At 61.8% G+C, this 21,228-nt stretch carries 22 protein-coding genes; 12 read left to right on the top strand and 10 right to left on the bottom strand.

Annotated features, from left to right (window positions below):
• Positions 1-5: 5 nt before the first annotated feature.
• From purH to Q1A89_RS00705, 3 genes are all read right to left on the bottom strand, one after another.
• Positions 6-1,589, bottom strand: a complete 1,584-nt coding sequence (purH, locus tag Q1A89_RS00715) for a bifunctional phosphoribosylaminoimidazolecarboxamide formyltransferase/IMP cyclohydrolase (protein WP_299722291.1) — start codon at positions 1,587-1,589, stop codon at positions 6-8.
• 18 nt (positions 1,590-1,607) lie between these two features.
• Positions 1,608-3,353, bottom strand: coding sequence for a heparinase II/III family protein (locus Q1A89_RS00710; protein ID WP_299722288.1), 1,746 nt, complete (start codon positions 3,351-3,353; stop codon positions 1,608-1,610).
• Between the two features lie 74 nt (positions 3,354-3,427).
• Entirely contained in the window at positions 3,428-4,699 is a 1,272-nt protein-coding gene (locus Q1A89_RS00705) for a transcription antitermination factor NusB (protein ID WP_299722285.1), read from the bottom strand.
• 82 nt (positions 4,700-4,781) lie between these two features.
• On the opposite strand from Q1A89_RS00705, the gene Q1A89_RS00700 reads away from it, so the two are divergent.
• Complete coding sequence (locus Q1A89_RS00700) at positions 4,782-4,964, top strand: DUF1674 domain-containing protein (RefSeq protein ID WP_299722282.1); 183 nt, start codon at positions 4,782-4,784, stop codon at positions 4,962-4,964.
• Positions 4,965-5,026: 62 nt separating this feature from the next.
• Here the strand turns inward: Q1A89_RS00700 and Q1A89_RS00695 are convergent, their stop codons facing one another.
• From Q1A89_RS00695 to dapB, 4 genes are all read right to left on the bottom strand, one after another.
• On the bottom strand, positions 5,027-5,269 hold the full coding sequence (locus Q1A89_RS00695) for a hypothetical protein (RefSeq protein WP_299722279.1): 243 nt from the start codon (positions 5,267-5,269) through the stop codon (positions 5,027-5,029).
• 84 nt (positions 5,270-5,353) lie between these two features.
• Positions 5,354-5,797 carry a carboxymuconolactone decarboxylase family protein gene (locus Q1A89_RS00690; RefSeq protein ID WP_299722276.1) on the bottom strand — a complete coding sequence of 148 codons (444 nt, stop codon included), beginning with the start codon at positions 5,795-5,797 and terminating at the stop codon, positions 5,354-5,356.
• 72 nt (positions 5,798-5,869) lie between these two features.
• Positions 5,870-6,223, bottom strand: a complete 354-nt coding sequence (locus Q1A89_RS00685; protein WP_299722273.1) for a dihydrodipicolinate reductase — start codon at positions 6,221-6,223, stop codon at positions 5,870-5,872.
• A 98-nt stretch (positions 6,224-6,321) separates the two neighbouring features.
• Entirely contained in the window at positions 6,322-7,137 is an 816-nt protein-coding gene (dapB, locus tag Q1A89_RS00680) for a 4-hydroxy-tetrahydrodipicolinate reductase (protein ID WP_299722270.1), read from the bottom strand.
• 88 nt (positions 7,138-7,225) lie between these two features.
• Here dapB and rbfA point away from each other — a divergent pair, with 88 nt between their 5' ends.
• The 9 genes from rbfA to Q1A89_RS00635 all read left to right on the top strand — a co-directional run bounded on the left by rbfA (position 7,226) and on the right by Q1A89_RS00635 (position 14,755).
• Positions 7,226-7,621 (top strand): 30S ribosome-binding factor RbfA, encoded by a 396-nt coding sequence (gene rbfA, locus Q1A89_RS00675; RefSeq protein WP_299722267.1) that lies wholly within the window; start codon positions 7,226-7,228, stop codon positions 7,619-7,621.
• Positions 7,618-8,352 (top strand): phosphodiester glycosidase family protein, encoded by a 735-nt coding sequence (locus Q1A89_RS00670; RefSeq protein WP_299722264.1) that lies wholly within the window; start codon positions 7,618-7,620, stop codon positions 8,350-8,352. The genes rbfA and Q1A89_RS00670 overlap by 4 nt, the downstream gene beginning before the upstream one ends.
• A 57-nt stretch (positions 8,353-8,409) precedes the next feature.
• A complete protein-coding gene (gene truB, locus Q1A89_RS00665; protein WP_299722261.1) occupies positions 8,410-9,315 on the top strand; it encodes a tRNA pseudouridine(55) synthase TruB in 906 nt (301 codons plus the stop codon).
• 161 nt (positions 9,316-9,476) lie between these two features.
• Positions 9,477-9,980, top strand: coding sequence for a hypothetical protein (locus Q1A89_RS00660; RefSeq protein WP_299722258.1), 504 nt, complete (start codon positions 9,477-9,479; stop codon positions 9,978-9,980).
• Positions 9,981-10,062: 82 nt separating this feature from the next.
• Positions 10,063-10,587 carry a DUF1643 domain-containing protein gene (locus tag Q1A89_RS00655; RefSeq protein WP_299722255.1) on the top strand — a complete coding sequence of 175 codons (525 nt, stop codon included), beginning with the start codon at positions 10,063-10,065 and terminating at the stop codon, positions 10,585-10,587.
• Between the two features lie 97 nt (positions 10,588-10,684).
• On the top strand, positions 10,685-11,593 hold the full coding sequence (locus Q1A89_RS00650) for a calcium-binding protein (protein WP_299722252.1): 909 nt from the start codon (positions 10,685-10,687) through the stop codon (positions 11,591-11,593).
• 21 nt (positions 11,594-11,614) lie between these two features.
• Positions 11,615-11,737, top strand: coding sequence for a hypothetical protein (locus tag Q1A89_RS00645; RefSeq protein WP_299722249.1), 123 nt, complete (start codon positions 11,615-11,617; stop codon positions 11,735-11,737).
• Between the two features lie 17 nt (positions 11,738-11,754).
• Positions 11,755-12,024, top strand: a complete 270-nt coding sequence (gene rpsO, locus Q1A89_RS00640; protein ID WP_299722246.1) for a 30S ribosomal protein S15 — start codon at positions 11,755-11,757, stop codon at positions 12,022-12,024.
• 931 nt (positions 12,025-12,955) lie between these two features.
• Entirely contained in the window at positions 12,956-14,755 is a 1,800-nt protein-coding gene (locus Q1A89_RS00635; protein ID WP_299722243.1) for an NAD(P)/FAD-dependent oxidoreductase, read from the top strand.
• An 18-nt stretch (positions 14,756-14,773) separates the two neighbouring features.
• Here Q1A89_RS00635 and Q1A89_RS00630 read toward each other — a convergent pair whose 3' ends face one another.
• Positions 14,774-15,661 carry an NAD(P)-dependent oxidoreductase gene (locus Q1A89_RS00630; protein WP_299722241.1) on the bottom strand — a complete coding sequence of 296 codons (888 nt, stop codon included), beginning with the start codon at positions 15,659-15,661 and terminating at the stop codon, positions 14,774-14,776.
• Positions 15,662-15,958: 297 nt separating this feature from the next.
• Here Q1A89_RS00630 and pnp point away from each other — a divergent pair, with 297 nt between their 5' ends.
• Positions 15,959-18,094, top strand: coding sequence for a polyribonucleotide nucleotidyltransferase (pnp, locus tag Q1A89_RS00625; RefSeq protein ID WP_299722238.1), 2,136 nt, complete (start codon positions 15,959-15,961; stop codon positions 18,092-18,094).
• A gap of 123 nt (positions 18,095-18,217) precedes the next feature.
• Positions 18,218-19,354, top strand: coding sequence for a rhamnan synthesis F family protein (locus Q1A89_RS00620; protein WP_299722235.1), 1,137 nt, complete (start codon positions 18,218-18,220; stop codon positions 19,352-19,354).
• Here Q1A89_RS00620 and Q1A89_RS00615 read toward each other — a convergent pair.
• Together Q1A89_RS00615 and Q1A89_RS00610 are read right to left on the bottom strand one after the other, a co-directional pair.
• The gene (locus tag Q1A89_RS00615; protein ID WP_299722232.1) at positions 19,261-20,466 is read right to left on the bottom strand and encodes a nitrogen fixation protein FixF; all 1,206 of its coding nucleotides are present in this window, start codon (positions 20,464-20,466) and stop codon (positions 19,261-19,263) included. The genes Q1A89_RS00620 and Q1A89_RS00615 overlap by 94 nt on opposite strands.
• Before the next feature lie 3 nt (positions 20,467-20,469).
• Complete coding sequence (locus Q1A89_RS00610; RefSeq protein WP_299722229.1) at positions 20,470-21,123, bottom strand: peroxiredoxin; 654 nt, start codon at positions 21,121-21,123, stop codon at positions 20,470-20,472.
• Positions 21,124-21,228 lie beyond the last annotated feature (105 nt).

Genomic DNA, 21,228 nt, shown 5'->3' with positions numbered 1-21,228 from the left:
CGTCCCTAATGCCGGAAATGGCGCATGCTGGTAAAGACCATGGCCAGCCCCGCGGCGTCCGCCGCCGCAATCACCTCGTCATCGCGCATCGACCCGCCCGGCTGGATCAGGGCAGTCGCCCCCGCCTCGGCCGCCGTGATCAGCCCATCGGCAAAGGGAAAGAACGCATCCGAGGCCACAACCGAGCCTTGGGTCAGCGGCGCGGGCAGGTCCATCGCCTCGGCCATGTCCTCTGCCTTGCGCGCCGCGATGCGGGTGCTGTCGACCCGGCTCATCTGCCCGGCGCCGACGCCCACTGTCGCGCCGTCTTTGACATAGATAATGGCGTTGGATTTCACGTGTTTGGCGACGGTCCAGGCAAACAGCATGTCTGCCAGTTCCTGTTCGGTGGGCTGGCGTTTGGTCACGACCTTGAGGTCATCACGGGCAATGCGACCCACATCCTTGTCCTGCACCAGAAACCCGCCCGACACCTGTTTGACGGCCAGTGCCGCCGCTGCAGGGTCGGCCAGCCCGTCGGTGGTGAGCAGGCGCAGGTTCTTCTTTTTACCAAAGACTTCAATGGCATCCGCGTCCGCGCCGGGTGCGATAACCACTTCGGTAAAGATGCCGGAAATTGCCTCTGCCGTTTCGCCATCAAGCGGCTGATTCAGCGCGATGATGCCGCCGAATGCGCTGGTGCGGTCGCAGTCAAAGGCGCGGGTATAGGCCTGGGCCAGCGTTTTACCGGTTGCCACGCCGCAGGGGTTGGCGTGTTTGATGATGGCGCAGGCCGGGCCCTGCCCTGCAAATTCGCTGACCAGTTCAAAGGCCGCGTCGGTGTCGTTGATGTTGTTGTAGGACAGTTCCTTGCCCTGATGCTGGGTGGCCGTTGCCACACCCGGACGGGCCGAACCATCAGTGTAGAACGCCGCCGCCTGGTGCGGGTTTTCGCCATAGCGCAGGGTCTGGGCCAGTGCCCCGCCAAAGGTGCGGCGGCGGGGTGTGCCTTCGGCCTCGCCCGCCATCCACGTGCTGACGGCGGTGTCATAGGCGGCCGTGCGGGCATAGGCAGTCTGGGCGAGGCGCTGGCGCAGGGCGTAGGTGGTATGGCCGTCATTGGCGCTCAATTCAGCCAACACCGCGTCGTAGTCGGCCACATCCACCACCACGGTGACAAAGCCGTGGTTCTTGGCTGCCGAGCGGATCATGGCGGGGCCGCCGATGTCGATGTTTTCGATAACCTCGGCGTAGGGCGCACCCTTGGCCACGGTGTCTTCAAACGGATAGAGGTTCACCACCACCAGATCGATGGGCGCGATGGCGTGCTCGGTCATCGCCGCCACGTGGTCGTCATTGTCGCGCAGCGCCAGCAGGCCGCCATGGACGACTGGGTGCAGTGTCTTGACCCGGCCATCCATCATCTCGGGGAAACCGGTGACCTCTGACACATCCTTGACCGTCAGACCCGCCTCGCGCAGGGCGCGCGCCGTGCCGCCTGTGCTCAGCAATTCGACGCCCTGTCCGGCAAGGGCCGTGGCAAAGGCCACCAGCCCGGTCTTGTCGGATACGGAGATAAGCGCGCGGCGCACGGGGCTCAGGTCGGTCATGGTGGGCAGCAATCCTTTTCAGTCGAACATCTCGGCCGGTTCATCCCGGTTCAGGTCGCGGATGCCCATGGCAGTTTCCTGCGCCTTGGACAAGGACCAGCGCACGCGGGTTGCATATCCCATTGCCCGCCCCGACAGGCGGATTTGCTGGCTGGCGCGCGGTTTCAGCCGCCCGGTTTCGAGGTAAACGCTTGGTTCAAGGAACATTTCCTGCGTCCCGTCATGGCGGAACACCCACATCTCGCCGCTCTTGAGGGCGATGGATACGGCGGTGCCGCCCATATCAAGTTCCGCGTCCACCTCGGGGTGCAGGTGAAAGCGGATGTCATAGGGAATCCCGCCCAGCGTCTTGGCATCCATCACCCGGTCAAACTGCCGTTTCTCGTGTTCTTCCAGTGCCAGCAGCATATCCTCGCCCGCCATGCCGCGCCCGTCAAAGGTCAGTTCCAGCTGGCGGGCATGGGTCAGGCCGTGGGTGCGGCTATAGCCGTTGTGCCCGCCCTGAAACCGCATCCCATCCGGGGCCTGGCTGACCTCGATCGGAACATGATCCGGCGCGTCGATCAGGATGTCGCTGGAGGCAGTACGCCCCGCATCGCCCAGCCGCGCGCTGGAATAGCCATCCAGTGTCAGCGCCGAATGCGAGGGCGTGGCCCGCCCGGCGCGCCGCCAGTTCGCGCCAAAACTGGCGCCCGAGCCGCAGTTCACGATCAGCGGACGCCGCCCCGATGTCACCTCGAAGGCGAGGGTCGAGGCATGGGCGTTGTGGCTCGCCTCGGGGGCCGGGGGTTTGGCCGCATCGATGATGACACTGGTGCGCCCGGCGCTCAGGCGCGCATAGCCCATCGACAGACCGTCCGCCTGCCGCGTGCGCACGCCGGAGGAGGCAAGTGCGTGATCGAGCCACCCTTCCTGCCCGCGCCCGCCGCCGTGAAAGCGCGCGAGCCCCCCGTCCGAATGGCGCAAGGTGCGCAAGGTCGGCGTGATCCGCTCGATGGCGGCCATGTGGGCCTCGGGCACAGGTTTGCTGGCATCCTCAAGCGCGGCGGCGGCCCAGGTGAGCAACGTGTAGACATCAAGCAGCTCTTCGGGATTGCGGGTGGGCAGACCGCCCTCGGCGTCGATTTTCTGTTCGCATTCGCGCGCTAGAGCGGCGATGGCCGGTGGCGCGAGGTCTTCCATCCCTTCGAGCGACAGCCCGGCATAGATCAGCCCCGTCAGGGCCTCGAACCGGGGCAATCCGGGGGCGGCGGCATGCCAGCGCTTGGACAAAAAGCGGGTCTGCTGGCCCAGCGACAGGTAGAACGCATCCGGTTCCTGCCCGTCCAGCCCACGCATCAGGAACAGCGCATGGTTGATCCAGCGGATCAGGCGGCGCCCTGTCAGATCAGGCGTCCAACCCGGCCCGCGCCCCTTGCCATAGCGGTCAATCCAGCCCCACAGCCAGCGTTGCCCCACTGTACGGCAGCGCACATCGCCCACAGCCGCCAGATCGTCGAGCCATGCGAATCCGTGCAGCGCATCCTCATAAGCGCGATCAGGTGCGCGCACGTCCCACAGATCGGTGTCCGGCGCTTCGACCAGCGCCCCTGCAAACAGGTAATTGCCCGCCACCAACTGACGTCCGCGCGCAAAACTGCCGATGGTGCGCGGTTCCGGCGCCGAGACAAAGGCCGTGACCGCCCCTGCGCGGGTCGAGCGTGCCGCATGCCAGCGGTTCAGGAACCGGGCCTTTCTTGCGGAAAACCCGTAGATGGTGGTCATGGTCACTGCCTCGATGCGTCTTCATGCGCGTTTGCGCGCACCATAACTTGCACCACGGCCCGAGTCACGCAACCTCAGGGAGATTTGCGCAGGGCCGCGACGTAAAATCCGTCCATGTGGCCGAGTTCCGCCCATAGATCCGGGCGCAAACGCAGGCCACCTTCTTCTGTGATCCAGTCGGGATCGATGCCGGGCAGGTCCAGTGCGGTGCGCTCAACCTGCAGGCCGGAGTGGCGTTCGAGCGCCTCTTCGATCTGCACTTCGCCCTCGTCCGGCAGCAGCGAGCAAGTGCAAAACACCAGCCGCCCGCCGGGTTTCAGCAGGGTCAGCGCGTGATCGATCATCCGCCCCTGCAATTCGATCAGCATCCCGAACTCCGAGCCATCCTTGGCAAAGGGCAGGTCGGGGTGACGCCGAATCGTGCCCGTCGCCGAACAGGGTGCATCCAGCAGGATGGCGTCATATTGGCCAGTGAGGTCGAACACATCCGCCACTTGTGTTTCGGCGCTCAGCCCCGTGCGGATCAGATTTTGCGACACCCGCTCCATCCGTCCGGCAGAGATATCGACGGCTGTGACGTTTGCTCCACTGGCGGCGAGTTGCATCGTCTTGCCGCCCGGCGCGGCGCACAGATCCAGCACCGCCTCGCCGTTTTGCGCATTGAGAACCCGCGCCGGAACCGCAGCGGCGGCATCCTGCACCCACCAGTCGCCGCTGGTGAAACCGGGCAGGGTCGAGACTTGGCCCGCATCGACCAGCCGCACGGACCCGGTGGGCAGAACGGTACCACCTGTTGCCGCAGCCACCGCCGCTGCATCCGCCTTTGGTGTCAGATCAAGCGGGGTGGCGGCGAAAAACGCAGTCTCCATGCCCGATACGGCCTCAGCCCCCCAGGCCTGCACCAGTGGCTTGCGCAGCCAGGACGGCAGGCGGGGCGTGCGCAGGGTCGGCCACTGTTCGGGGCCTTTGTCGGCCACTTTGCGCAGCACCGCGTTTACCAGCCCCTTGAGGTGGCCATAACGTTTGTGTTTCGAAATGAGGGTGACCATCGCGTTGACGACGCCATGCGCGGCCTCGCCCTGACACAGCTCGTATGTGCCGACGCGCAGGGCGTTGCGCACGGTTGTGGCGGGGTATTTCTGCAAATGGCGCTGCAACAGGCGGTCGATGCGTTCCATGCTGCGCAGGGTTTCGGTCGCGAGACGCTGGGCGCGGGCGCGGTCGGCTGGGTCGAGGCGATCAAGCGCCCCTGCCCCGATGACTTCGGACATCAGCTTGCCCTCGCCCATGATCTGATCCAGCAGATAGATCGCGCTGCGCCGTGCGGCCAAGCCAATGTCGCTCATGGAAGGGTCCTTGATATCTCGCCCGCACCTTGCCGGGATCAGGATCGGGCGTATATCAACGCTATAGCCCAAGAGGAAGCCCATGAGCGACGATCCCGATCACACTGACCTGCCCCCCGCCGCCCGGCGCGCACTGGCCGAGGCCGAAGAACGGCGCAAGGCCGCCAAGGCGCTGGACCTGCCAAAGGAGCTGGGCGGGCGCGACGGACCCGAGCCTGTGCGCTATGGCGATTGGGAGAAGAAGGGGATTGCGGTGGATTTTTGAGGGGGCGTGGGCCGCTCCGTCGCCGTCTGAATGCGCGCGGCGTCCGATCGTACCCTAAGCCGTCAACTCGTGCCTAGCCATGCAAAGACCCCCAGCAGGATCACGTAGACCGGAAACAGCCACAGTGTCAGCTTTCCGAGAGCCCTGAGCGTTGGGGAGTCGTTCAATAGCTTTTCCGCGTCATCGGTCTTGGAAAACAACAACCGCGCGCGTCCCGTCAGAACCAGGAACAGAGCCATCAGCAGGATCGGTACAAACCCGCACACAAGCATCACGATGAAAATGAGGCGCGCGTGTTCCTCCATCTAAACGTGTTTCCCCTGCTGCTGTGATCTTCGCGCCCGCAGATATCAATGAGGGCAAATTGATCAGGCCAAAACGATCCCGCTTTATTCGTCTCTTGCTTCGGGCTTGTGACCAAAGCTGATCGCCAACCGGTTCCACGCATTCATCTGTGCGACAATCAGCGTCAGGTCGACAATCTGCTGTTCCGAAAAATGCGCCGAGAGCGCGTCAAACAGACGGGGCGGCGCGCCCTTGTCTGCAATCAACGTGACCGCCTCGGCCCAATCGAGTGCTGCCCTTTCTGTTGCATCGAAGAACGGCACCTCGCGCCAGACGGTCAGGCAATCCAGCCTCTGCCGGGTTTCTCCCGCCTGCCGTGCCTCGTGTGTGTGAAGGTCGACGCAATAGGCGCAGCCGTTGATCTGCGACACCCTGAGTTCGATGACAGCGCGTAGTTTGCGGTCAATGGACGGCATATCGTCCTTAGCCTGCGCCATATGCGCGATGGCCGTGCCGTTTATGGACACGTAGTCGAGGCGTTCAATCATGGTGTCATCCCGTTGTTCGGGATCAACATGGCATCTCGGATTGCGGCTGGCCAGCCAGATGCGCGCGCGGTCCTACCGCAAACTGAACATAGCGCTGTCGCCCGCGCCACGGTCAGACGTGAACTTGATCTGCCCGTCCGCGCTTGCCTGCACTTCCTGACAGTTATAGCCCAGCGCATCGCCGCCCCAGAACAGGTCGCGGCAGAAATAGCCGTCCTGCCAGGACCACGTGCCCTCGACATCCCAGAACGATCCGCGCCCGGCGATCTGACCATTGGGCGAAACGGTCAGTTTGACCATGGGCCGCGTCAGCGTCTTGCCGTTGATCAACTGCACAAACTGGCTTTGATCCGTGATGGGTCGCAATTCGGCCCAGACAGGGCTTGCTACTAGGGCGGCACAAGCAGCAGCAATCATCATACGCATGGACAGGTTTCCCGTGGCTTTGGCTGGTCTATGAACGCTTACGCAGCAGCGCCGGGATTGGTTCACATTTCGTGTGGAATTTTTTTACACGCAGATACTCAGCCCTTGAGTCCCAGCACATCGAGCATGTCATATTGCCCCGGCGCGCGGTCCATCGCCCACAGGGCTGCCTTGAGCGCCCCCTTGGCAAACAGTGCGCGGTCCGTGGCCATGTGGCGCAGCACGATCCGCTCGCCATCGCCTGCAAAGAGCACGTCATGTTCGCCCACGATGTCCCCACCCCGGATGGCTGAAAAGCCGATGTCCCCGCGTTTGCGCGCGCCGGTGATTCCGTCCCGGGCCGCATCGCGCACGTCCGCAAGCGCAATGCCCCGCCCTTCGGCGGCGGCCTCGCCCAGCATCAGCGCGGTGCCCGAAGGCGCGTCGACCTTGTGGTGGTGATGGGATTCGATCACTTCGATGTCGAAATCCTCGTCCAGTGCGGCGGCCACCTGTTTGGTGAGTTGCACCAGCAGGTTGACGCCAAGGCTCATGTTGCCGGCGCGCACGATGGCGCAGTGGCGCGAGGCGGGTTCCAGCTGTGCGATCTGGTCCTCCGTCATGCCGGTGGTGCCGATGATATGGGCGGCGCGGGCCTGCGCGGCGGTGTGAGACAGCGCGATGGTCGCCTCGGGGGCGGTGAAATCAATCACGGCGCGGGCGCGGGCCATGGGTTCCAGCGGGTCATCCCAGACCTGCGCGCCAATGGGCTGTCCGCCCATGGCCTCGCCCACGTCGCGGCCAACCCAGTCGTGCCCTTCACGCTCCAGCACACCCACCAGACGCATCTTGTCGCTGTCCTGAACAGAGCGGATCAGCATCTGGCCCATACGGCCCGACGCCCCTGCAATCACGATCCCCGGCAATTCTGACATGTCTCTGGCCCTCGCTTGGCAATATCCCGCTGTCCTAGCCTGCGCAGGCCCGCTTGGCAAAGGGGCGCGGCCCCCTTAGATGGGGGATATGGGAAAGAACAGATTTCATGAGGGCAGCGGCCCCTCGCAGCGGCAACTGCGCGTGGCCGAACTGATCCGGCGGACGCTGGCCGAAGTGCTGGCGCGCGGCGACGTGCATGACCCCGAGCTGAATGCAATGTCGATCACGGTGGGAGAGGTCCGCACCTCGCCCGATCTCAAGATCGCGACCGCCTATGTGCTGCCTCTGGGCGGGCGCGGGCAAGAGGATGTGCTGAAGCTGCTGGCCCGCAACAAGAGCGAGCTGCGTCGCGCCGTATCCAAGAAACTGGCGCTGAAATTCGCGCCCGATCTGCGGTTTCAACTGGATGAAACCTTTGACCGGATGGACGACACGCGCCGGATGCTGGATCAGGACGACGTGCGCAGGGACACCGACGCATGATCCGCGCCGCCCTGTTGGCCCTGCTGGCCTGGGCGGCACCCGCATGGGCGGAGGAGTGCGAAAACATCGACCATGACGGCGCAAGCTATACCATCTGCACCGTTGATCTGAGCACGGACACGCTGCGCCTGTTTCTCTATGATGACAGCGGCGCGCCCTATGGCCAGTTCAGCGCCATTGACCGCGCGCTTGAGGAAAAGGGCCAGCAACTTGGCTTTGCCATGAATGCCGGGATGTATCACGACGACCGCGCGCCGGTGGGCCATTATGTTGAAGATGGCAAAGAGGTCATGCGGGTGATCCCCAATGCGGGGCCCGGCAATTTCGGGCTGCTGCCCAACGGCATCCTGTGCCTGCGCGAGGGCCGTGCGGACGTCATCGAAACGCTGCGTTTTGTGGATCAGGCACCCGAATGCCTCCACGCCACACAATCGGGGCCGATGCTGGTGATCGACGGCGACCTGCATCCACGCTTTCTGGTGGACAGCACGTCGCGCTATGTGCGCAACGGGGTGGGCACCAGCGCAGATGGCAAAACGGCCGTCTTTGCGATCTCGGACAGCCCGGTGACCTTTCACCAGTTCGGGCGGCTGTTTCGCGACCACCTCTCCCTGCCCAATGCGCTGTTTCTGGATGGCAATATCTCGCGCCTCTATGCGCCGCAGCTGAACCGCAGTGATTTCGGCTTTTCCCTTGGTCCGATCATCGGCACAGTCCGGGCGGCTGATTGACAAGGGCGCAGGCCCTGCGCTAGGCGGCAGCCTTCATCAAGAGCGAAAAGGTATCCCATGGGCCGCACACACAAAGGGCGCGACATTTCCGGCTGGCTGATCATCGACAAACCGGCGGGTCCGACCTCGACGGCCGTGGTGAACAAGGTCCGCTGGGCGTTTGGCGCGAAAAAGGCAGGCCATGCGGGGACGCTGGACCCGGATGCGACCGGCGTGCTGGCTGTGGCCCTGGGTGAGGCGACCAAAACGGTGCCTTACATCACCGACGCGCTCAAGGCCTACCGGTTCACCGTGCGGCTGGGCCAATCCACCAACACCGATGACGCCGAGGGCGAAGTCATCGACACTTCGGATGCGCGCCCCACGGATGCACAGATCAAGGACGCCCTTGGCGGCTTTGTTGGCGAGATCATGCAGGTCCCGCCCAAGTTCTCCGCCGTCAAGATTGACGGCCAGCGCGCCTACAAGCTCGCGCGCGGTGGGGAAGAGGTCGAGATCGCGGCCCGCCTCCTGTGGGTTGAGGAGTTGCTGCTGATCGACCGCCCCGATCCCGATCACGTGACGCTGGAAATGACCTGCGGCAAGGGCGGCTATGTGCGCGCCATTGCCCGCGATCTTGGGCAGGCACTGGGCTGTTTTGGCCATGTGCGCGAGTTGCGCCGGATCTGGTCCGGGCCGTTTGTTGCCGAGGACGGGCTGAGCTTGGAGGAGGTCGAAGCACTCGCCCATACGCCCGAACTCGATGCCCATTTGCGCCCGGTGGCCGAAGGCCTCGCCGACCTGCCCGAACTGCGCGCCACACCCGAGGGGGCCACGCGGATGCGCAACGGCAATCCCGGCATGGTGCTGGCCAGCGACGTCGAATACGGCGACGAATGCTGGGCCTCGCTGGATGGGATCCCGGTCGCCGTGGGCCGCTACAAGGCGGGTGAGTTGCACCCGGCCCGGGTGTTCAACCTCTGACCCCGGCGCACCATGAGGTGCGTCTTACGACTCTAGAGCAAACAAATTGTTACAAAAAAGCAGGGGCGGATCAGCCCTGCGTGAGGTCCCTTTCAGTTGGGAACTGCCCAGTCCATATCGGGGTCATCACACCCGAACCCAATCCAAAGGGACTGACAGATATGACACAGATCACACTCCGCACCGTCGGCACCGTCCTCACCGCAGGGGCCTTTGCCACCATCGCCTTTGACGCTTTCGGCCAGGCCCTGAGCCCCCTGTTCGGCTATGCCAAGCTGGCCCCTGTCGGGTTGGCAGGCTCCTCGCTCAAGGCGATCTTTGGTGCCAACCCGTCGGGTGCGGCACACCTGCTGCACGCCCTGACTGGCCTCGTCTTTTACGCGGTGGGCTATTTCGCCATCGCCCGCCCGGTCCAGTTGATGGTCGCCCCGCGTCTGCACTGGTCGGTGACGGCGGTGGTTTACGGCATCACCCTCTGGTTCTTTGCGCTGTATGTGATGGCGCATCTGGTGACCGGCAACAAACCGTTCCTCGGCTGGACCGGGATCACCTGGGTCGCGCTTTGGGGGCATATCGTCTACGCCCTTGTCGCCGCCGCGATCATGGAGGCCAAGTGCGCCGTGCTCGACCTGCGCCGCGACCCCGTGGCCGTGCCTGCCGAGTAATCGCACTGCAGGGCCGTCCCGACGCCGGGGCGGCCCGCTTCTTTGCGTTGCGCAAACCTGGCACCGCTGGCACAACGCACCCATGATCACCCGCACCCATACCAAGGGCGACGCGCCCTCGACCGCCATCTATTCGGATTGCGAACGCTATCGCTACAGCCTGACACGGGTGTGGGATGCCGATGGAAAACGGGTGAATTTCGTTATGCTCAACCCCTCGACCGCGACCGAGGTGCAGAACGACCCGACGGTCGAACGCTGCGAGCGGCGCGCAAGGGCGCTGGGATTTGGCAGCTTTGCAGTGACCAACATCTTTGCCTGGCGCGACACCGACCCCAAGGCGATGCGGGCCGCCGCGGACCCGATTGGCCCGGACAATGACGCGGCCATTCGCGAACGGGCCACATGGGCAGATCACGTCATCGCCGCCTGGGGCACCCATGGCGCCCATCTGGACCGCGGGGCACAGGTTGCGGAGGCGCTCGCAAGCGTCGCACGGCCCCTGTTTCACCTTGGATTGTCCAAGGCGGGCCACCCCAAACACCCGCTCTACCTGCCGTACACGCAATCGCCCGAGCCGTGGACGCCGCCGACCCCAAGGGCTTAAGCGGGCGTTAACCATTTGATCTAAAACACTTTGATTTGAGAGGTCCAATCCATTTATACCTCGCTTGGGGCAGTTCGCCCGGTGATGGGATAGCGCAATGTTGTGGCTTGCGGGATTGATGGGACTTTTGGCAGTCGGCGCGCTTGGCGTGATCGACTTGGATGGCGACCCCAAGGATGAGTCGGAAAACGACGAGACTCCTGAAAGCGTGGAAGACGAGGACGGTGAAATCACCGCCGCGGCGCTGGAGTCCTCAACGCCCGACGATGCCCCCGAAGGTACTGACGGGAATGATATTCTGCACGGCACCGACAGCGCAGATACCATCGCGGCAGGTGGCGGCAATGACAGCCTGAATGGCGAAGACGGCGATGACCTGCTGTCGGGCGAGGATGGCGATGACACGATATTCGGCGGCAATGGCGACGACACGCTGAACGGCGGCGCCGGCGATGACACACTGCAGAGCTCTGCCGGGGATGACGTGATCAACGGCGGCGCGGGCAACGACGCAGTGCAGGGCGGGTTGGGCGATGACACACTCTCGGGCGGTGCGGGCAGCGACACGCTGTTTGGCGGCTGGGGCGATGATCTGGTCAACGGAGTTGAGGACGATCCCGATACAGACGATATCGATGACACCGACGAGGCAGATTACCTCAATGGCGGCGGTGGTGACGACATCATCATTGCGGGCAATGACGACGTGGTGACCTCTGGCGACGGGGCAGACACCATTGTCGGTGGCAGCTGGATCACCGAAGGCCACGCGATGGACATCATCGATTTTGATTCCGAAGACGACAATATCCTACTGATCTACGAGGACGACACCGAGATTCCAGATATCCAGCTGCTGTCCGATCCAGACAATCCGCACATCACACAGGTGCTCATGGACGGTGTGGCCGTGGCCAACATCCTGAACAGTGCAGGCATCACGATCGAGGATATTTCGATCATGCCGCTCAGCCTTGCTCAGTCCGCGGGAATGGCCCCGGCCTGACCGGGCGGCCGCAAAGGCTCCGTGTTCGCGAAAATAGGCTTTGCCATCCCGGTGATTCTTTCCTATATGCCCCACTTCCGGAGTGATCCGGAGATTTTTGGCCCCGTGCTGGACGACATCCCGGCCGGCGGCGTCTCACTCTAGTTGAAAAGGAGATCCCGATGTCGATCACTGCTGAAGAAAAAGCCCGCATCATGAAAGAATTCGCAACCAAGGAAGGCGACACCGGTTCGCCCGAAGTCCAGGTTGCCATCCTGTCCTCGCGAATCGCGACGCTGACCGAGCACTTCAAGACCCACAAAAAAGACAACCACGGTCGCCGTGGCCTGCTGAAAATGGTCGCCCTGCGCCGCAAGCTGCTGGACTATACCAAAGCCAAGGACGAGGCCCGCTATCAGGACCTGATCAAGCGTCTGGGCCTGCGCCGCTAACCCGGCCTGCCAGAGAGAATTTCGGAAAAACCGCGCCCCTGAGGCGCGGTTTTTTTGTGACCCGTCGCTGGGCGGGTCTGTTGGGTGTCCCACGCTGGGACAGCTTTCTGCTTCATATATTTCAATGGCTTACAGCGGCGGATTAACCATTCGTTCACGCTTGCTGCGGGTTCCGGTCTGAAATCCGCGGCGACACAGCGCGCCCAAATCGCATCAAACAACACAACGACAGGACCGCATAGCGACACGCCTCTGAGCAGCCGATGGACACGGCTTTGTACGGGTCATTTCGTGCCGAAGAAGATCGAGCTTTTTTATTTTGACGGCTTGCAGCGGAGGGTTAAGCTTTCATTCATGTCCGCCGCCGCTTTCGACCCGTAATCCATGGCAATCCAGCGCATCCAATTCGCATCGAACAGACCTGTTGCAGGACGGCAGAACGCCCCGCCTCTGAGCAGCCGACGGGCACCACTTCGAACTGGTCATCTAGCGCCGATGTGGATCGAACTGGCAAATTCCAATGACACTCGCGACGGACTGCCCAGTCGTTCGTGCTTATCGCGTGTTCCGGCCTGAAATCGGTGGCGACATGGCGGACCCAAATCGCATCGAACAACACAACGACAGGACCGCAATGCGCCCCTCATCGGAGTGGCTGACGGGCACGGCTTTGTGCAGGTCACCTCTTGCCGAAGCGAACTTATACGACAGACTGCTCAGTCATTTATGATCGCCACCGGTTTCGACCCGTAATCCACAGCAACCCGGCGCGCCCAAATCATACGGAGCAGCCCTGTTACGAGACCGCAGCGCGCCCCACTGCAAGAAGGCCGACACGCGCGGCTCTGTGCTGATCAATTCGCGCCAAAGTAGATCGAATCGCGCTGTGTGCTAGGCTCGGACAACTATAAAGTGAATCTGGGAGGAACACATGCTCGACACCACACTTACGGACCAAACTCAGGCGTTTCTGGACGAGTTCGGCGCGGCCCTGTCCAAAGGGGATATCGCGGCGGCCTGTGACATGTTCGACGCGGATTGCTACTGGCGCGACCTTGTCAGTTTTACGTGGAATATCAAGACCGTGGAGGGCAAGGACCAGGTCGCTGACATGCTGACCCAACAGCTTGCCATAACCAAGCCCGAGGCGTGGAAAATCGCTGAAGGCGAGGTTCCGGCCGAGGACGGTGGTGTCACGACAGTCTGGATCGAATTCGAGACAGAGGTCGGCCGGGGCTATGGCCTTTTGCGCCTCAAGGGGGACAAGATCTGGACCCTGCTGACCACCCTCGTTGAGTTGAAAGGCCATGAGGAACCCGCCGGGTTCAACCGGCCCATGGGCGCCAAGCATGGGGCGGCCAAGCACCGCGAAACCTGGGCCGAAGAGCGCGCGCGCCAAGAGGCGGAGCTGGGCTACAAGACGCAACCCTATTGCGTCATCATCGGCGGTGGGCAGGGCGGTATCGCCATGGGCGCGCGCCTGCGCCAACTTGGTGTGCCCACCATTATCGTCGAGCGCAACGAACGCCCCGGCGACAGCTGGCGCAACCGTTACAAGTCGCTGTGCCTGCATGACCCGGTCTGGTACGACCACCTGCCCTACATCAAGTTCCCCGAAAACTGGCCCGTGTTCTCGCCCAAGGACAAGATCGGCGACTGGCTGGAAATGTACACCAAGGTGATGGAGCTGAATTACTGGACCCGCACCACCGCCAAATCCGCCAGCTTTGACGAGGCCAAGGGCGAGTGGACGATCGTGGTGGACCGTGACGGCGAAGAGGTGGTGCTGAAACCCAAGCAATTGGTCATGGCCACCGGCATGTCCGGCAAGAAACGCATGCCCGACTTTCCCGGCATGGAGACCTTCAAGGGGGTGCAGCAGCATTCGTCCGAACATGACGGGCCAGACAAATGGGCGGGCAAGAAGGTGGTTGTGGTGGGGTCCAACAACTCGGCCCATGACATCTGCGCCGCGCTGTGGGAGGGCGACGCGGACGTGACCATGGTGCAGCGTTCCTCGACCCATATCGTGCGCTCGGAGACGCTGATGGAGGTCGCGTTGGGTGATCTGTATTCGGAACGCGCAGTGCGCGCGGGCATGACCACGGAAAAGGCCGATCTGGTCTTTGCCTCGCTGCCTTATCGCATTCTGCACGAATTCCAGATCCCGGCCTATGCGGCGATGAAAGAGCAGGACAAGGCGTTTTATGACGGTCTGGAAAAGGCCGGGTTCTGGCTGGATTGGGGGGATGACGAGAGCGGTTTGTTCATGAAATACCTGCGCCGCGGATCGGGCTATTACATCGATGTGGGCGCAAGCCAGTTGATCATCGATGGCAAGATCAAGCTGAAACGCGGTCAGGTGACGGCGCTGGATGAAACGGGGGTGCTGCTGGACGATGGCACCCATCTGGAGGCTGATCTGGTGGTGTATGCCACGGGCTATAATTCGATGAATGGCTGGGTGGCGGACCTGATGGGGCAGGATATGGCCGACCGGCTGGGCAAATGCTGGGGTCTGGGATCAGACACCACCAAGGACCCCGGCCCGTGGGAAGGCGAGCAGCGCAACATGTGGAAGCCCACGCAGGTGCCAAACCTGTGGATGCATGGCGGCAACCTGCATCAATCGCGCCATTATTCGCAGTTCCTGTCCCTGCAGATCAAGGCCCGGATGGAGGGGATTCCCACCCCCGTCTATGGCCTGCAGGAGGTGCATCACACCGCCTGACGCGCTGACACGGTGGGGTCAGTCCGGCAGGTACATCCGCCAGTGATGTGCCGGTTTGAACCCCACCAGCCGCTTGGCCTTGGCGTTGGAATAGAACGTCTCGCGCGGGGCCATGTCGGCCATTGGCACGCCGTCATAGTAGCGGGAGGCCAATGCGTCCGTGTCCAGCGCGACCGAGTGGTCGTCATTGGCCACATTGAACACCTCGAACCCCAGCCCGTCCGTGTCGAGGCAGCATTGCACCATCTGCCCCAGATCGCGCGCGTCGATATAGGCGAAGATGTTGCGCAGCCGCAGGTCGGGATTGTCGATATAGGCGGGAAAGTTGGCCTCGTATTCGTGCGGTTCGATCACGTTATTGATCCGCAAGCCGTAGATATCCGCGCCTGAGCGGCGCTGGAAACTGCGCGCTGTCACCTCGTTGCAGACCTTGGACATGGCATAGCTGTCTTCGGGGATCACGGGGTGCTCTTCGTCGATGGGCAGGTAGTCGGGCTTGCGCTCTCCATCCGCGAAACAGATGCCGTAGGTGGTTTCGGACGAGGCAAAGATGATCTTGCGCACCCCCGTTTTCAGGGCAGCGTCGATCACGTTGTAGGTGCCCAGCGTATTCGTGCGGTAGCATTCCGCATCCCCTGTCACGAGGATGCGCGGCACGGCGGCAAAGTGCACCACCGCGTCAAAGCGCGGCACGCCGGTGCCTGCCAGCAAGTCGTCGAAATTGGCGATGCTGGTGAGCGCGTCATAGACCTGGCCGAGGTCCGTCATGTCGCCGATGCGGTCATCGACCCCTTCCATATTCAGCGGCACCCGGTCGAAATTCACCACCCGGTGGCCCTGATCCCGCAGATAGGCGCAGGCGTGCCGCCCTGCCTTGCCTGAGCCGCCTGTAAACAAGATACGCATGGTCTGATCCTTTGGTTGTTGGCGCAAACATACATCGTCCGAGGCCGTGGACCAGCCCTGACCCGATTGGCTTGCCCAAATGCTCCATCGCCTTTGCCAAACCCCCGAAAAAGCCGTGGTGCGCGGCGCGCAATGGTCACAGGCCACAACGCTTTCAATTGAGTTCAAACTCCTGTATGCGCGCACAATCTGAAAGCATGGCGCCCGGACCTCAGCGCCCGCAAAAGAAGATGAGAGAGGTCAGGGGGAATACGCCCCCTATGCAAATGGCCAAACGGGCCAACACAGGAAACCTAGATGTTCAACGAAGTGAAAAAATCGATGCAGTGGGGCGAAGAGACGCTCACACTGGAAACCGGCAAGGTCGCCCGTCAAGCGGACGGATCCGTCATTGCCACGCTGGGCGAAACCAGCGTCATGGCGAACGTGACATTCGCCAAGAAACCAAAACCGGGTCAGGATTTCTTTCCCCTGACCGTCCACTACCAGGAAAAATACTACGCTGCGGGCAAGATCCCCGGCGGCTTCTTCAAGCGTGAGGCGCGGCCCACCGAGAAGGAAACCCTGACAGCCCGCCTGATCGATCGTCCGATCCGCCCGCTGTTCGTCTCCGGCTTCAAACACGAAGTGCTGGTGATGTGTACCGTTCTGTCCCACGATCTGGTCAATGACCCCGACATGGTGGCGATGATTGCGGCGAGCGCCGCGCTGACCATTTCCGGTGCCCCCTTCATGGGCCCGATCGCGTGCTGCCGTGTTGGTTTTGAAGATGGCGATTACATCCTCAACCCCACCGTCGACGACATGCAGGACCTGCGCCTGAACCCTGAACAGCGCCTTGATCTGGTTGTTGCCGGGACCAAGGACGCCGTGATGATGGTGGAATCCGAAGCCTATGAGCTGTCCGAAGCAGAGATGCTGGGTGCGGTGAAATTCGCCCACGAGCAGTTCCAGCCGGTGATCGAACTGATCATCAGCCTTGCCGAAGATGCCGCGAAAGAGCCGTTTGACTTCCAGGCGCCTGACTATTCGGAGTTGTCCGCAGCTGTCAAAGCCGCCGGTGAAACGCAGATGCGCGCCGCATTTGCGATTTCGGACAAGCAAGAGCGCACGTCGGCTGTTGCCGCTGCCCGCACCGCGATCCTTGAGGCCCTGAGCGAAGAGCAGGCCGAAGATCCAAACCTCGGTTCCGCCCTCAAAGGTCTTGAGGCGTCCATCCTGCGCGGTGATGTTGTCAAAACCGGCAAGCGCATCGACGGTCGTAAAACGGATGAAATCCGTGACATCGTGTGCCAGACGGGTCTTCTGCCCCGGACCCACGGTTCGGCCCTGTTCACCCGTGGTGAAACCCAAGGCCTCGTGGTCACAACGCTGGGCACCGGCGATGATGAACAGTTCATCGACGCCCTGCACGGCAACTTCAAATCCAACTTCCTGCTGCACTACAACTTCCCCCCCTATTCGGTGGGTGAAGCGGGTCGCGTGGGCCCTCCCGGCCGTCGCGAAATCGGTCACGGCAAACTGGCATGGCGCGCGCTGCAAGCCGTGCTGCCCGCCTCGACCGACTTCCCCTACACCGTGCGTCTGGTGTCGGAAATCACCGAATCCAACGGCTCCAGCTCGATGGCTTCCGTCTGCGGCGGTTCGCTGTCGATGATGGATGCCGGTGTGCCGCTGAAAAACGCGGTGGCCGGTGTGGCCATGGGTCTGATCCTCGAAGAGGACGGATCATACGCGATCCTGTCCGACATCCTTGGGGATGAAGACCACCTTGGCGACATGGACTTCAAAGTGGCAGGGACCGAAAACGGCATCACCTCGCTGCAGATGGACATCAAGATCGCCGGCATCACGCCCGAGATCATGGAAAAAGCGCTGGCACAGGCCAAAGAGGGCCGGATGCACATCCTTGGCGAGATGAACAAAGCCATCACAGGTGCTGCCGAATTCTCTGAACATGCGCCCCGTATCGAAACCATGCAGGTGCCAACGGATAAAATCCGCGAAGTCATCGGCTCGGGCGGTAAAGTGATCCGTGAAATCGTCGAAGTGTCGGGCGCCAAGGTTGATATCAACGACGATGGCATCATCAAGATTGCTTCGCCCAACGGCGACTCGATCAAGAAAGCCTATGACATGATCTGGTCCATCGTGGCTGAGCCTGAAGAAGGCGCGATCTACACCGGTACAGTCGTCAAGATTGTCGATTTCGGTGCGTTCGTGAACTTCTTTGGCAAGCGTGATGGTCTGGTGCACGTGTCCCAGATCGAAAACCGCCGCCTGAACCATCCTTCGGACGTGTTGAAGGAAGGCCAGGAAGTCAAAGTCAAATTGCTCGGCTTTGATGATCGCGGCAAGGTCCGCCTGTCGATGAAAGTTGTCGATCAGGAAACCGGCGAAGAAGTGAAGAAAGAAGAAGCGGCAGAAGGCTAAGCGCCGGTCGAAAAATGCTGAACTGGCCCGGGTGGATAGTCCCCGGGCCAGTTCAATTGTGTTAAGGGGCCGAAGGGCGACGCATGTCTGTCGGCACAACCCGACTAACAAAGATCCCTACGCATGCCCAAGATGTGGAAAATCAAACGAGAGCTGCGCCGCCTTGTATCGCAAGTGCGCGAACTCAGACGGTTGTCTAAAGGGCCTGCCAATCGCAAACGTTATGACCGGTTCGAGCGGCCCAAGGTTATCACAACCGACGGGGCCATCAGCGTGGGCAAGGACGTCGCCATTCTGTTGATCTATCAGCCGGACGGACTTTTGAATTCGCTTTTTCTGACGTTGGAACATTTGGGCGAAAAGGGTGTCGCGGTGGTTCTGGTCGCCAATCACCCACTTTCCGACGCTGATATCGGACGGCTAACGCCGCACTGCTCCCTTATCGTGCAACGCCCAAATGTGGGGTATGATTTCGGAGGTTACCGCGAAGGGGTGTTGACGATTCTGGATCGCGGGATAACCCCTGACACGCTGTTTGTGCTCAACGATAGTGTCTGGTTCCCGTTGACACGGACATGCCAATTAATCGATCAGGCCAAGGAGTCATCCGCAGACGTTTACGGCATTTTCCAGAACACCAAGAACCGACAGGCCAAACATCACCACCTGCAATCCTATTTCTACCGGTTCAAAGGGCATGTGGTCGCCGACGTTCGGTTTCAGGATTTTTGGCGTAATATGCCATTTTTCGACACCAAACACCTGATCATCCGCCAGCTTGAGGTCAAGCTGACAGGGGCCTTTTCCGCGATGGGCTATTCCGTGGCAGCACGGATCACACCCGAACAAGTGATGGCCGCAGGCATGGCCCTCAGCGACGACGAGTTGCTTGCGGTGGCGACCTATCACGGCCAGACGACGCTGCGCGGGCAAACCATCTTTGCACCCGTCCTGGCCAGTGACCCGTCACAGCCGGACTGGCAACAGATCCGCAACAAGGCCATCACGCAAAGCCGTTTTCGCTACTACTTCATCGACGCGCATCCGCTCGTCTTGTTCAAATATCTCGACGCGCCGTTCCTGAAGAAAAGCCGCGAATATCACTATTACTTTCAACGTGATGCCGTCATCGCCGGGGCCTATCACACGGGCTTTGACCCTATTGTTCAGGCAGAGCTTTTGGGTTGGAATGACACAGGCACGCCTGGGCTCCCAGAAAGCAACAGGTTTCCGCCCATCTCGGCGCGGGCCTCTACCTGAGTGGCAAGGTCGTCGGGCAGATCATCGTAGCGCCCGCGCACAAGGTAACGTTGCCACAAATAACCCAGAAACTGGTGGCGCAGCCTTTCGTTATGGCTCCAGCCGCGCGCCTGCGTCAGAGCCTTGTCCAAAGCCTCGGGCCCCTCGGCGTGCAGGACCAGACCCTCAATATTGTAACATGCTTTGCCCAGCGTGATGACGGGGCGATCAAACAATAACGCCTCGATACCGACAGTCGAATTCAGCGTCACCACAACGCGCGCATCGCGAATCAGGTCCGATGTAACGTTGTCATTGGCAAAAATCACGCGGGGGTGACCGGGGCGCAGCCCCTTGACCGACCGCTTGAAGCTTGGATGTTCCTTGATCACGAAAGTATCGTCAGGGTTCCGTTCAGCCGCAGCAATGACCACGTCCAGAAACATCTCCATATCCCGCACCCATGGCGAATGCAGTGTCACTTGCATATCAGACGGCACCTGAAACGGAACAAAGACAAAGCCCGGTTCAAGCACGATAGCGCCATCCCCGGACGCTTTTGAGGCGCGGTTGTTGACGGCGTCAGGCAGGCCCCCCGCAGCAAAGTCATCTGCAGTTTCAAGGTAGAATGCCGGATCGCGGGGCACGGAATTTGCGCCATTCAGCCCCGCAGGGTCAATCTGCAAAGTCCCGGGGAAAAAACCGCCCTCGACAAAAACGCGGGTGCGCCCCACGCTGACGTCGGCCAGCACGGATTCAGGGTACACCGACCCGTTGTATACGATGACGATATCGGGCTCGGTGGTCGCCAAGGTATCCTGTAGCGCTGCGTGCAACAGCATTGCCTGACCTGCCTTGATATGCTCATAGATCCCCGACACCACAGAATTGCCGAAGACGGCGGGCAAGCGGATGCGTTTGCGGTCCACATTGCCCGCAACCATAGCGCGGGCCGCGGAACCGGGTGCTAGTTTCGAACGCACCCACAGCGCCAGTGCGGCAGGCCACCCCCGCCCACGGGCCAAACGCTGCAAGACACGCAGTAGGGCAGTGTCCACCACCGTGACACAATCGCCCAAAGCGGCGTCAAAGTTGCCAATGACGCCGGTATCGAGTTTCAGAAACGTGGCCAAAGATCAGCCCGGCGCCTTTGTCGTGCGCAGGTAGGGCAGCACGGTCGTGAATTCGCCGAACTTCGCCTTGGCGTCCTCGTTCGAGACCGCAGGCGGGATGATCACGTCGTCACCCGGCACCCAGTTTGCAGGTGTGGCCACGCCGTTGCCCGTCGACATCTGCAATCCGTCCAGCGCACGCAGCACTTCGGCAAAGTTGCGCCCCACGGTCATCGGGTAGGTCATGCTCAGCTTGAGCTGCTTGTCCGGGCCGATGATGAACACCGAACGCACCGTGGCGCTGTCGGCAGGGGTGCGGCCATCGGGCAGATAGGCCTCGGCGGGCAGCATGTCGAAGGCTTTGGAGATTTCCAGCCCGTCATCGGCGATGATCGGGAAACCGGCAGGCGCCCCGGCGACCTTTTCGATGTCGCCCTTCCATTTCTTGTGGTCCTCGACCCCGTCCACGGAGACGCCCAGCACCTTGGTGCCACGCTTGGCCCATTCGTCCGCCAGTTGCGCGACGGCTCCGAATTCGGTGGTGCAGACGGGGGTGAAATCCTTGGGGTGGGAAAACAGGATGGCCCAACTGTCGCCAATCCATTCATGCAGGGAAAAAGTGCCCTGATCCGTCGTCACTGTCAGATCGGGGATCGTGTCGTTGATGCGCAAACCCATGGTGTCCTCCTGAGGGATGATTGGCGTTAACACATACCTAATCGATCCGAAGCGCAGTTTCATCCCCCGTCTTGCTGCTGCTGAAACTCGGTGTCACAGTCCGCG

The organism is uncultured Tateyamaria sp., from assembly GCF_947503045.1.
Lineage (GTDB): Bacteria > Pseudomonadota > Alphaproteobacteria > Rhodobacterales > Rhodobacteraceae > Tateyamaria.
The sequence above is the reverse complement of the archived record's forward strand: the minus strand, read 5'-3'. Positions and strand labels throughout refer to the sequence as shown.